Below are 12,703 nucleotides of genomic sequence, written 5' to 3'. Positions count from 1 at the left end.
TTCCTGTGCACACAAAAACCCTCCATCCGAGTCTCGCAGGAAGGGTTTAAAGAAGTGCAGCTTTATTTTTATGCGCTAAGCGAAGCATCTCCTGTGCATGTTGACGTGTAGTATCCGTTACTTCCACACCACCGAGCATACGAGCCAATTCATGAATACGCTCTTCTCCTACCAATTTGCGCACTCGCGTTACCGTTCGTTCTTGCTCCACTTGTTTATATATATAAAAGTGGGTATCAGCCATGCATGCCACCTGTGGTAAATGAGAGATGGAAAGTACTTGTTGTTCTTTACCCAAGGCTGACATTTTTTCTGCAATCGATTGTGCCGCGCGGCCACTCACACCCGTATCAATCTCATCAAAAATCAGTGTGTTCATTGTACCAGTATGTGCGAACAACGACTTAATCGCCAGCATAAGGCGAGATAACTCACCACCCGACGCTACTTTAACCAGTGGTTTAAGCGGCTCACCCGGATTAGGTGAAATATAATACTCCACCCGATCATATCCTGACTCTGTCAGCTCAGGAGTAGACGTCATTTTAACGCTAAATTGCGTTCGTGCCATATTAAGATCGGCAAGCTCTTTCTCCATGCGATCCTCAATCTCACGGGCCAATTTACTTCGTTGCAGCCGAAGCTTACTTGCGTCCTCTTCCAATAAAGGACGAAGGAGAGCCAACTTCTGCTCCAGTTCCTCATTCTGCTGATCTCTATGGGTTAATTGATAAAGCTCTGCTTCCACTTTCTCTCCATGCGCAAGTACATCCTCCACCTCTGGTCCATACTTACGTTTTAGTCCAGTGATAGTATGAAGTCGCTCCCCAATCTGCTCCAAACGATCAGGATCGTATTCAATCTGATCCCGATAACGCCCCAGCTCTCTGGCCGCTTCTTCTAGCTGATAATAAGTGGAGTTCATCGCTTCTAGCAATGGCGTAAGGGATTCATCGTAAGTTACCATTTCTTCAAGATGAGTCATTGCCGTATAGATCTGTTCCAACCCTTGCTGATCTCCATGTAGATGTAAAAAAGCTTGCGAGCTTTCATTCATTAGGCGCTCTGCATGAGAAAGACGACGCTCTTCAGCTTCTAACTCCTCTTCTTCTCCACATTGAAGTTGAGCTGCACTGATCTCTTCGTGTTGAAAGCGTAAAAGATCAAGTCGTTGCGCAACTTCTTTTTCATTTTGAAGTAATGCCTGTTGTGCCTGTCTCAATTGGTAATATTCTGCAAAGCGTGTACGATACGCTTTTACGTCCGCTATATGTTTGCTGCCTCCATACGCATCTAACCATCCCAGGTGAGATTCGACATTCATAAATGATTGATGCTCATGTTGACCATGAATATCTAACAACATCGCCCCTAGTTCACGCAGAAAAGCCAGCGTCACCACACGTCCGTTTACACGCGCTAAGCTCTTTCCTTGGCTTGTGATCTCTCTACGGATTACTAGCCACTCATCTTCGGACCCCATCCCCTCCTGTTCTAGTAAAGGATTAACACGATGATTCGCATCTATAGAGAACAAAGCTTCAATTTCTAGCTTTTTGGAGCCATGCCGAATAAACTCCTGTGATCCACGTCCCCCTGCAACAAGGGAGAGAGCATCGATCAAAATTGATTTTCCTGCTCCTGTCTCCCCTGTCAAAGCGTGAAAGCCTTGGTCAAATGTCATATGTAATTGTTCGATAATAGCAAAGTCACGAATGGACAGTTCAACTAACACTGTACACCACCCCTACAACATATCGATAAAGCGACTAACCAGATGAGGAACCTGTTCGCGCTCACGACAAATGATCAAAATGGTATCATCACCCGCGATAGTGCCGATGATTTCCGTCCAATCCAAGCTGTCGATGAGCGCACCGATCGCATTAGCATTACCCGGTAATGTCTTCATCACCAACAAGTTTTCGCTTGTTTCCACTCCAACAAACGACTCCTTTAACATGCGTTTCAGCTTTTGCATTGGGTTAAAGCGTTTATCTGCTGGTAACGAATACATATATCGTCCAAAATCAGTCGCTACTTTAACCAAGCGTAACTCCTTGATATCACGAGAGACAGTCGCTTGTGTCACATTGTAGCCTGATTGCTGTAGTTCTTCTACTAACTCTTCCTGTGTTTCTATGTTTTTAGATGTAATAATCTCCCTGATGCGAATATGTCTCTGTGTTTTCGTTTTCATCTTATATCCTCCAGCAGTTCTCCATGCAGTTTTTTCCTCACTACTTCAAAGAATGAACGTTCTCTCCATTTCACCAGTGTTGTACGGTAAGATGATTGGCGAATACGGATAACATCATCGATCTGCAAACGGATTCCCAACTGTCCGTCGATAGTTAAGCCGATGTCCTCGTGAGATGCACTCACTACTATCTCAATGGTGGCATCAGCAGGTAAGACCATTGGGCGTGCCGTCAATGTATGAGGACAGATTGGAGTTAACAGCAACGTTTGTACACTAGGCCACACGATCGGCCCACCACAAGACAGCGAGTAGGCTGTCGATCCTGTCGGGGAGGATACAATTATTCCATCGCCAGAATACGTTCCCAGATAAGCATTGTCCATATAAACTTTGGTTGTAATCATGCGACTAAATGAGTTCGCAATTCCCACTTCATTAAGCGAGATGCTCTTTTCCAAAGGAATGCCGCCACGGATCACTTCAGCATCTAACATCATCCGCTCTTCCAATATATAATCCTTCGCTAACACACGATCAATCGCACATGCGAGATCTTCAGGTTCTGCTTCCGATAAAAAACCCAAATGTCCCAAGTTAAATCCTAACAATGGGAGGTCATGCGCCGCAAATTGACGAGCAATTCCCAGTAAAGTCCCATCCCCACCTAATACAAATAACATATCCACTCTGCTTGGGAAGTGCTCCAGTTCAATTCCAAGCTCAGGGCGATCAATTCTTTCAGCCATGATGGGATCAACTAGCACATCGCTTCCGCGTTCTTCTAGCAATAAGACCAGTTCTTTGGTTACACTCTCTGCTTTTGGTTTCTCTTTGTTCGCTATAATTCCGATCCTTTTTGTCACCATCTACACCTCAATTATTGCAAAAGGATGACTAAACACGCCCCCACTCCCATCGCAACTAAGTATTTGACCCATGTGCGCCGTGGGGATGGAGTATAACCAACCTCCACAGTGAAACGAATTTCCTCGATCTGCTGTTTTTCCATATCCAGATATAAAATTCCTGCTGGTTTGTATGCCAGATAATGAGGTAAAAAATAATCCCGCAAGGCGGCCCCCGTATAACGAAGAGGCTTCCGTCTCTTGGCAACTACTACAACATAAAGTTGGTTTGAGCGTGTAGCCAAATAATCAGTATACAATCGACTTTCAAAGGTGTCATCGCCGATCTGTATCCAAACTGGCGTACGCTCCTTTTCCGCAATCACGGTGTATCCTTCTTCATTTAGCCACTTAGGAACAGGACCAGTGATCTCCTCATCCTTCACTGTACCGTATGGGGAAGGGGAACGGAAAACATACGTAATCATAAAGTAGATCACACCGATCATCAACAGGAAAAGGAATACCAAGTCTCCTGAATGTAACATGATGGAAACCCTCCTTTTCCTATTGATTCGCAGATCGTACGAAAAAATCCTCTGTCCTTACTCTTTTCCCTCGTGGGCCTCTAAGATTACCTGCTCAATCCAATGGGACAACAGTGGGGCCTCACCTGTAGGTGCTAACCCCTTTTTTAAGTATGCCAGAAATTCAACATTTCCTTCCCCACCTCGAATGGGGGAGGGAGCTAGTCCCAAAACGTCATATCCAATCTCCATTGCCATCCGTGTAACTTTGGTCAGCACATCCCGGTGGGTTGCCGGATCCCTAACAATCCCTTTTTTGCCTACAGCATCTCTTCCCGCCTCAAACTGGGGTTTGATTAACGCCACCACTTCCCCATCCGCCTGCAACATACGGTATAACGGGGGAAGAATATGTGATAAAGAGATGAACGATACGTCAATCGTAGCAAAGTTCGGAGTAGGTCCTTGTAGATCCTCTGGCTTCATATGACGAAAGTTCGTTCGCTCCATCACAATCACCTGTGGATGTTGACGCAGTTTCCATGCCAACTGACCGTAGCCTACATCAATCGCATAAACCGATAAGGCTCCATTTTGCAGCGCACAATCGGTAAATCCACCTGTCGATGCACCGATATCAATAACAATGCGCCCTTGTAAATCCAACTGGAAACGCTTAATCGACCCCTCTAACTTTAAGCCACCGCGGCTGACATAAGGGTGTAAGCGCTCTGTAACGGTTACAGTCGCATCTGTAGAGATTTTCGTTCCAGGTTTATCTACTCGTTCTTGCTCCACAAAAACAATGCCTGCCATAATGGCCCGCTTAGCTTGTTCGCGACTTTCAAACAATCCCTGATTGACTAAAATAACATCTAATCTTTCTTTGGCCACATTGATCCCTCTTTACTGGTACGACAAACATGAACTGAGGATATTACGCCCGCTGCCGTTTGCTCGGCATAATAGCGCGCACCGCATCAGCGATCTTTTCCGCGGTCAATCCCACTTCTTGCAGTTGTTCCTCTACACTACCATGTTCCACATAATAATCTGGAACACCCATTACTTTAACCATCATATTATGTTGCCCTTCTGTCTCGTAATGCTCCATCACAGCACTTCCCAAACCACCCATCCTCGATCCTTCTTCAATGGTTACGATCGGGAGCTGGCGTTGGTAAAGATCTTGAAGAAGCTCCTCGTCCAGTGGTTTTACAAACCGGACATTTACGACCTGTGCAGATATCCCTTCCTGAGCCAAGTAGTCCGCTGCCGCATTGGCACGGTCAACCATCGGACCTAGTGCTAATAGAGCAACATCTGTACCTGTACGCACGACTTCTGCTTTACCCAATGGAATATCTTGCAACTGCTCATCCATCGGGACACCCAAACCTGCACCACGTGGAAAGCGAACTGCTATCGGACCCACATTATAACGTGAGGCGGAGTATAGCATGTGTTGAAATTCATTTTCGTCTTTTGGCATCATGATGGTCATGTTAGGAATACAACGCATGAAGGCTATATCATATACCCCTTGATGCGTCTCGCCATCTTCACCTACAAAGCCTGCACGGTCTACTGCAATAACCACATTTAAATTTTGCCGTGCAATATCATGGATAAGCTGGTCGTAAGAGCGCTGCAAAAAAGTCGAATATATCGCTAGAAAAGGAGTCAACCCCTGTGTTGCTAATCCGGCTGCATAGGTGGTTGCATGCTGTTCTGCAATCCCCACATCAAAAGAACGCTCTGGAAAACGCTGATCAAATTCGATGAGCCCTGATCCTTGTAACATAGCAGGTGTAATCGAAACAACCTTAGGATCTTGCTCCGCCAAACGAATCAAAGTATTCCCATATACCTTTGCGTATTTGGGCGGGCTCTTCTTCACAATTTGTTTTTCAGCTACGGTCTCCCACTTACCTGCACCCACACCATGATAGGCGATCGCATCATTTTCAGCAGGCTCGTACCCTTTTCCTTTCTTGGTGATCACATGAATTAAGACAGGCCCTTTTGTTTTGGCTCCTTGACGGACACACTCCATCAATTCCCCAATTTTGTGTCCATCGACAGGCCCCAAGTAGGTAAAACCAAACTTTTCAAAGAGAACACCAGAAACAACTAAATATTTCAGACTATCTTTTATGCGCTCCAGGGTTTTAGCTAACGGCTCTCCCACGGAAGGGATTTTCAAGAGCATGTTCTCAATATCTTCTTTTACCTTGTGATAATGCTTATGCGTACGTAAACGTCCTAAATAGTTATGCAGTGCACCTACGTTATCCGTAATAGACATCTCATTGTCATTAAGAATAACCATCAGATCTCGCTGTTCCGTACCGATATGGTTTAATGCTTCCAATGCCATTCCACCGGTTAGGGCACCGTCTCCGATCACTGCAACAACTTTATTATTCTCACCTTTAATATCACGTGCCACAGCCATCCCCATCGCACCAGACAGGGAGGTAGAACTATGACCAGTCTCCCAACAATCATGTTCACTCTCCCTCATTTTAGGAAAGCCACATAACCCCTCATACTTGCGCAGGGTGGGAAACATGGATTTACGTCCTGTCAAGATCTTATGAACATAAGCTTGGTGACCGACATCCCACAAAAATTTATCTTTGGGACTATCAAATAAATAGTGTAGTACGAGCGTAAGTTCTACTACACCTAAATTAGAGGCGAGATGCCCTCCAGTACCTGACAAGCTCTCAATTAAAAACTGCCTTATCTCTTCTGCTATCCGAGGAAGTTCTTCCACCGGTATTTGTTTTAATTTCTCGGGTGAATCAATCTGTTCGAGGTTCACGAAGAACGCCTCGCTTTCGCTTTCTTTTCTTCTTTTTAGGTTGTACATCAAACAGGCGAATATGAAATTTCTTCTCTAGTATATATAAAAACTTGCCGACTCGAAAGATAATTTCATTGGCATATCGAATGGAATAAGCTTTACCCAATGCCTTTCCACCTACTGTAAAGGCGGATAAGACTGATACCATCCCTACTTCTAAAAACCAGCGACTACTTAATCCATCATAATCATTTACTAACGCAACTACAACTGCAGCACCAGCAGCACCACTGATGATCCCACTAATATCGCCTACAACGTCATTACAAAACGTAGCGAACTTATCTGCTTTGCGAATTACCCCGATCGCATGTCTAGCACCCGCAATTTTCCGCGACGCCATCGAATGAAAAGGAATTTCTCTAGCCGCCGCTGCAGCTAAGCCCAGCATATCAAAAGCGACACCAATAATCACAATCACAAAAACAACCAACAGGCCACCGTTCCACGGTAAGCTTTGCAGGATGTTTGTCGATAATATAGATAACACCATGGCAATCAAAGCAGTGACCAGTGCAATCCCCACAGCCCAACCAATCGACCGTCGAAACGTTTCTCCCATGGATTTATCTCATTCTCCCTCTCCCTATTGTGGGAAGATGAATGTGCTACAATATTTTTACAGAATATTCGCACGCCGAATACGGGGTGGCGACTACGTAGGTAAATCCTGCGGCTTAGGTCCAGTAGGATTTCCCAAAAAAGTATCCCGATCGTTGCCAATCAGGCGGTTTCCCTTTATAACTCTTCTTGGTGCAGTCACCACACACCAGACTGGATTACCACTTAGTCCGCACTTCAATCCCTCAGTAGCCTTGCCCATCATAGAAGCAAACAGTCTAGGAGTTTTCCTCGGGCAGCCCTCACATCTTCCTAGCCTCTTTTGCAGTACAACTTTCTGGGTGCCAACTTGCCACCCTTCCCCATTGCACCACGCAAGGCAGGCTACGCTGCAACAAGAGCAATTCTTGCCCTGATTAGCAGGTTCTTCCCCCAAGCCATTAACCCCGTACGGTGACGAGTATTAACGCACTTGGGCCTCCACGGAAAACGGGTCAAACGCCCACATGCCCTTGTGGATCGCCCTTTTTCCTTAACTCCCAGCATCAACCCCCGACTGGGCGTCGAAAGCCAACACCAAGAACTTCATCGATGTGCCCTTTAGCGGATTTTTAGGCCCGCCTTCAGAAGATAGGGACCGACTAGAATACTGCGCCACCCCATATTGGTTCGATTATATCACAGGGCGTATAGCATCACAATGAAAGTCCTTACGAGACCTCAACCATTCGTCTTTTTCTAACGATCCCGTTGCATCAGGTAATCAACCAATTGCAACAGCGGCGTCGCTTTAATAGAAGGTTCATTTTGTAGTGCTGTTTTCGCTTCCCGCGCTAATCGTTCCATCCAGATGCGTGCCTGTTCCAGACCCATCAAACCAGTAACAGTCGACTTATGTTTCGCTTCATCGCTACCTACCGGCTTGCCGATTTTCTCTTGATCTCCAATGACATCAAGTATATCGTCTTGGATTTGAAATGCAAGTCCGATGCGAACAGCATACTCTTTCAATGCGTACAGCTGGGATTTATTCGCTCCTGCTAACTGTGCTCCTAAACAAACAGAAAAGGAGATAAGATCACCTGTTTTACGATGATGGATCGTCTCCAATTCAGATAGCGTAATCTCTTTATTTTCACTCTGTATGTCTCTTACTTGACCTGCAACCATCCCTTCTGCTCCCACAGATACGGACATCTTTTCAATTAACTCTAACGCCACCTCAGGAGCGAGTGACGATGCTCTACTAGCCGATGCAAACTGGCCAAATGCCTTTGTCAACAGTGCATCCCCTGCCAAAATCGCCATCCACTCTCCATATACCTTGTGATTGGTAGGGCGTCCACGACGCACATCATCGTCATCCATCGCAGGTAAATCGTCGTGAATGAGGGAGTAGGTATGTATCATCTCGACCACACACGCAAATGGCAATGCCTCTTTCTCTTCTCCCCCTAGAGCTTCGCATGCTAGCAACACGAGTATCGGACGAAGGCGTTTCCCTCCACCTAACAGCGAATATGCCATCGCTTCTTTAAGAGAGTCGGGAATATCACACCACTGCGCCACACTCTCTTCTAAAGCGCGATGAACAACCTCTTCTTTTTCTTTTAAATATAATTTAAAATCGTTCACAATGACTCTGCGTCCCCCTCCAATTGGAATGGCGTTTCGGTCCATTCATGATCTTTCTTCATCAAAATTGCCACTTTCTCCTCTACTCGCACCAATTTCTCTTCACACTTCTTTGCTAATCTTGTCCCTTCTTCGAACAGCTCGACTGCCTCTTCTAATGAGATTTCTCCGCGTTCCATCTCTTCCACCACTTGCTCCAGACGCGTCATCAAACTTTCAAAATCAGTCGTTGGTTTACTCACTGCTATCTTCCCCTTTCGCTATCACCGATGCCATAATGGTCCCATCTATCATCCGAACAATCACTTTCTCCTGCAGCTTCACCTGATTTACCGAACGTAGCGGAGTTCCTTCTTCATCACTTATAAGAGCATATCCTCTTTGCATCACCTTAAGAGGGCTTAAATCATCTAAACGCTTTAAAAGGTGATTTCTGTTTACCCTACGCACTTTCACATTTTCTATCATCGCTTGCGAAAGGCGCTGTTGAAGACGAGAAAGTTCATCACGTGCCGCAGTGCCATCTATTCCTGCTCGTTGGGCATATAAACGAAGGTGAAGCCTATCCATCACCCGTTGTTTTTGTTCTAGATACGTACCCATAGATCGGTGCAATGAACTCATCGCTATATCTAACCTCTGCTCCCACTGCTTTAAACGCACAGTGGGACTGGTTTGCCAAAGGCGATTAGATAGCCATTCCTGCCGTTTCCCTTCTTGCTTTATCCTCTGCTGTAATGCATACCAGAGGCGTTTTTGCTGACTGATCAGCTGTTCTTGCACTTCAGTTAACGAAGGAACAACCAGTTCTGCTGCCGCCGTGGGAGTAGCCGCTCGCACATCGGCTACAAAGTCAGCAATCGTAACATCTGACTCATGCCCAACAGCAGAAACGATAGGCAGGGGAGAGCGGACGATACTACGCGCCACTTCCTCCCGATTAAACGCCCATAACTCTTCTAAAGATCCGCCCCCCCGACCAACGATTAACACATCCAGATCCGAACGAGTTCCCAACTCATCGATCGCGGTCGCAATCTCTTCAGCTGCCCCTTCACCCTGTACAGGAACCGAGCGGATCAACAGAGGCACCATGGGCGCACGCCGCTGCATAGTTGACACGATATCACGGATAGCTGCCCCCCCTGCGGCTGTAACCACCCCTACCCGCCGCGGCAAATGGGGGAGGGGTTTTTTTAGCTCATCAGCAAATAATCCTTCAGCTTGCAATTGTTCTTTTAAACGTTGAAATGCTAAATATAAATCTCCAATTCCATCTGGTTGCATATATTGTACATATAGCTGAACCGTACCTCCTCGTTCATACACCGATATATACCCACGCACCAGTACCTGATCACCATCTTTCGGACGAAAACGAAGACGGCGATTATTGCCATGAAACATGACTGCCTTTATTTGTGTCGTGTGATCTTTAAGTGTAAAATACATGTGGCCGCGCTCATGGTGCCGAAAATTAGAGATTTCAGCTTGTACCCATATCCGACTGAGCACGCCATCTTTCTCCAAATGATCACGCATATATTGCATCAGCTCAGAAACCGAAAAAGTTTGACGTTCCTCCGTTAGCATATCGATCTTTGGTTCCCTCCTCTCATCGTCACTCATCAAACTAACATACGTATGTTTTACTCTTTACATCTCTGTTTTGCCGCTTCTACAGTATTATATAACAACATGGCGATCGTCATGGGGCCCACTCCTCCTGGTACAGGAGTAATGTGAGAAGCAAGCTCTCGAACGGCTTCAAAATCAACATCCCCAACCACTTTTCTTCCCTGTAAACGGTTCATACCGACATCTATCACAACGGTATTCGGCGAAATGTGATCTCTACCCAATAGATGTGCCTTTCCAGCTGCGGCTATAAGTATATCTGCCTGCTTTGTATAGTGCGCTAATTCCCGCGTGCGCGAATGACACATCGTCACAGTTGCATGTTCTCGTTGCAACAAGAAGGAAATCGGTTTTCCAACGATATTACTTCTTCCCACAACGACCACATGTTTTCCAGTAATGGAGATATCACTTCGTTTCAACATTTCCATAATGCCATGAGGCGTACAAGGTAGGAAACCATGTTGCCCAATCACGAGCCGTCCCATATTTTGTGGATGGAAGCCGTCTACATCTTTAGCGGGATCAATCCGTTCAATAATACGATCTGGATCTATTTGGACAGGCAGAGGCAATTGTACCAATATCCCATGAATCTTCTGATCATCATTAAGACGATCTATGACCGCTAGCACCTCTTCTTCTAAAACATCACTTGTGAGATAAATCTGCTCAGAGTAGATACCTACCTCCTCACAAGCACGGATTTTTCCTCGTACGTATAATTGGGAGGCTGGATCCTCTCCTACTAACACCACGGCTAGGCCGGGCATAGTTCCCTGGTGGGAAAGAGTTTGTACAGTAGCCTTCAGTTCGCTTCGAATTTGTGCCGCCATTCCTTTTCCATCGATGATATTCCCTGTCTGTGGCATATGATAAGAGGCTCCTCTCTTCATCTAACTGCTATTAAGTGTAACTTTTCAGCACTCAGATGTAAAGATAAAAAGCGAACGTTTTTTATCTTTGCAAGATAATCGTTCGCCTTTTTATAGAAAGCTGTACCTAACCCTGAGACATGTCCATCGCACAAACATCATCTCCCGTATGTACCCGTATAAAGGGTGCTATCAATCGTGGATACGCACAAAACTACTCCTGCACCGCTTCGCGCACAAGGTTGCCTAAAACACCATTGATAAAGCGGCTCGACTCTTCCGTACTAAATGTTTTTGCCAACTCCACTGCTTCATCCACTGTTACTTTGGGTGGAATTTCCTCTTCAAACTGTATTTCATATATGGCTAATTGCAAAATCCGATGATCCACTTTTGCTAGACGGTTTGGAGACCACCCCTTCTTCAAGTAACGAGCCAACGTTTCATCTAGCTGAACCTCTTCCGCTTTTACTCCCCGCACCAAGCGTAAAAAAAAGGAACGATGCTCTTCATCCTCTTCTTTTAAGCGATTCATCTGCGCAGCGATCACCTCTTCCGCTTCCTCTTTTTCCGGAGAAAATGATAGTTGATACAACGTTTGCACTACCTTCTCCCTCATCACTCTTCGTTTTGACTTCTTACTCATTATAAACCTCCCGGACTTCCTTACCCGATTGTAATAAAAAACAGGACGAGGGCTACTATCGCTACGCCTTGGGTAAAATCACTCGTCCTAGCGATACACCCCCGTCGAACAATCATATCACTTACGCACCCATTTTGTCGGCATAATACGATGAATAACATCGCTTAATTCTTCATGACGATCTTTGCGTCTACCCAAACTATACCCAATCCCGACAAACAAGAGAAACAGAAGCGTCTTCCATATACCCACAGCTAAGTAGATAAATCCACAGATCAAACCCATGGTTGTACCTATGAGGCGACCGCGGTATGCCTGCCAGAGCTCTTGCCACCACTTACCCATATCTTCCACCGCCTTACCCTATTCGCATGCGGCTTTTGGTTTTCTCAACAGTGTTCTCGACATAGACTGCAATGCTCTCGACCACAACACCCGCGGTCCCTTCCACGTGACTTTTTACTTGGTGTTGCATTTGTTCTGCCAGATGTGGAATAGACGACTTTCCATCAACCGATAGTCGCAACAGAATACCAATTGTAGGTTGGTGCTCCTCAACATACACTTTAGCTGTCAAATCGCGAGCTCCTCCAACCTGCTCTACCGCACTTAGTGCCAGGCTTTCCAATGTCGCAGATGAGATATGAAGATGCCCTGAGGAAAGGGACATCTCCACACCTGTGAGTCGCTTCTGACGACGCAGAGTAACAAAACAAAGACGAACGCTTAAAGCTAGTAGCATTCCACTGATAATCAGCACCAACCACTTTCCCGTATCTCCATAGAGCTCTAAATCTATATGGGCAAATGAAGCAAACATGCTGATCCAGATTCCGAATAAAGATACACCTACTATCAACAGACCAAGTAACAGGGTGAGCAGTCGATCAACGATCCGCAT

15 protein-coding genes are annotated in these 12,703 nt (G+C 45.8%); all 15 read right to left on the bottom strand.

The genetic code is table 11. The features are described from left to right. Positions 1-46 precede the first annotated feature (46 nt). The 15 genes from recN to amaP all read right to left on the bottom strand — a co-directional run bounded on the left by recN (position 47) and on the right by amaP (position 12,703). Positions 47-1,735 carry a DNA repair protein RecN gene (gene recN / locus NXZ84_RS04290; protein ID WP_258839042.1) on the bottom strand — a complete coding sequence of 563 codons (1,689 nt, stop codon included), beginning with the start codon at positions 1,733-1,735 and terminating at the stop codon, positions 47-49. A gap of 12 nt (positions 1,736-1,747) precedes the next feature. Beyond that, positions 1,748-2,200, bottom strand: coding sequence for a transcriptional regulator AhrC/ArgR (gene ahrC / locus NXZ84_RS04285; RefSeq protein ID WP_258839041.1), 453 nt, complete (start codon positions 2,198-2,200; stop codon positions 1,748-1,750). Next, a complete protein-coding gene (locus tag NXZ84_RS04280; protein WP_258839040.1) occupies positions 2,197-3,069 on the bottom strand; it encodes an NAD(+)/NADH kinase in 873 nt (290 codons plus the stop codon). The genes ahrC and NXZ84_RS04280 overlap by 4 nt, the downstream gene beginning before the upstream one ends. An 11-nt stretch (positions 3,070-3,080) precedes the next feature. Further along, the gene (locus NXZ84_RS04275; RefSeq protein ID WP_258839039.1) at positions 3,081-3,596 is read right to left on the bottom strand and encodes a hypothetical protein; all 516 of its coding nucleotides are present in this window, start codon (positions 3,594-3,596) and stop codon (positions 3,081-3,083) included. A gap of 57 nt (positions 3,597-3,653) precedes the next feature. Then, on the bottom strand, positions 3,654-4,475 hold the full coding sequence (locus NXZ84_RS04270; RefSeq protein WP_258840330.1) for a TlyA family RNA methyltransferase: 822 nt from the start codon (positions 4,473-4,475) through the stop codon (positions 3,654-3,656). A gap of 37 nt (positions 4,476-4,512) precedes the next feature. Further along, positions 4,513-6,405, bottom strand: coding sequence for a 1-deoxy-D-xylulose-5-phosphate synthase (gene dxs / locus NXZ84_RS04265; protein ID WP_258839038.1), 1,893 nt, complete (start codon positions 6,403-6,405; stop codon positions 4,513-4,515). Further along, complete coding sequence (locus NXZ84_RS04260; protein ID WP_258839037.1) at positions 6,386-7,009, bottom strand: hypothetical protein; 624 nt, start codon at positions 7,007-7,009, stop codon at positions 6,386-6,388. The genes dxs and NXZ84_RS04260 overlap by 20 nt, the downstream gene beginning before the upstream one ends. A 93-nt stretch (positions 7,010-7,102) precedes the next feature. Beyond that, on the bottom strand, positions 7,103-7,273 hold the full coding sequence (locus tag NXZ84_RS04255; RefSeq protein ID WP_258839036.1) for a hypothetical protein: 171 nt from the start codon (positions 7,271-7,273) through the stop codon (positions 7,103-7,105). A 473-nt stretch (positions 7,274-7,746) separates the two neighbouring features. Further along, the gene (locus NXZ84_RS04250; RefSeq protein WP_258839035.1) at positions 7,747-8,643 is read right to left on the bottom strand and encodes a polyprenyl synthetase family protein; all 897 of its coding nucleotides are present in this window, start codon (positions 8,641-8,643) and stop codon (positions 7,747-7,749) included. Beyond that, a complete protein-coding gene (locus NXZ84_RS04245; protein ID WP_258839034.1) occupies positions 8,640-8,885 on the bottom strand; it encodes an exodeoxyribonuclease VII small subunit in 246 nt (81 codons plus the stop codon). Before NXZ84_RS04245 ends, NXZ84_RS04250 begins: the two co-directional genes overlap by 4 nt. After that, positions 8,878-10,272, bottom strand: coding sequence for an exodeoxyribonuclease VII large subunit (xseA, locus tag NXZ84_RS04240; protein ID WP_258839033.1), 1,395 nt, complete (start codon positions 10,270-10,272; stop codon positions 8,878-8,880). Before xseA ends, NXZ84_RS04245 begins: the two co-directional genes overlap by 8 nt. Before the next feature lie 20 nt (positions 10,273-10,292). Further along, the gene (gene folD, locus NXZ84_RS04235; protein ID WP_258839032.1) at positions 10,293-11,153 is read right to left on the bottom strand and encodes a bifunctional methylenetetrahydrofolate dehydrogenase/methenyltetrahydrofolate cyclohydrolase FolD; all 861 of its coding nucleotides are present in this window, start codon (positions 11,151-11,153) and stop codon (positions 10,293-10,295) included. 217 nt (positions 11,154-11,370) lie between these two features. Next, entirely contained in the window at positions 11,371-11,802 is a 432-nt protein-coding gene (nusB, locus tag NXZ84_RS04230) for a transcription antitermination factor NusB (protein WP_258839031.1), read from the bottom strand. Positions 11,803-11,919: 117 nt separating this feature from the next. Continuing rightward, the gene (locus NXZ84_RS04225; RefSeq protein ID WP_258839030.1) at positions 11,920-12,147 is read right to left on the bottom strand and encodes a DUF2273 domain-containing protein; all 228 of its coding nucleotides are present in this window, start codon (positions 12,145-12,147) and stop codon (positions 11,920-11,922) included. A 13-nt stretch (positions 12,148-12,160) separates the two neighbouring features. After that, entirely contained in the window at positions 12,161-12,703 is a 543-nt protein-coding gene (amaP, locus tag NXZ84_RS04220; protein WP_258839029.1) for an alkaline shock response membrane anchor protein AmaP, read from the bottom strand.

This window comes from Mechercharimyces sp. CAU 1602, assembly GCF_024753565.1.
Lineage (GTDB): Bacteria > Bacillota > Bacilli > Thermoactinomycetales > JANTPT01 > Mechercharimyces.
This window is presented reverse-complemented; position numbering and strand designations above follow the sequence as displayed.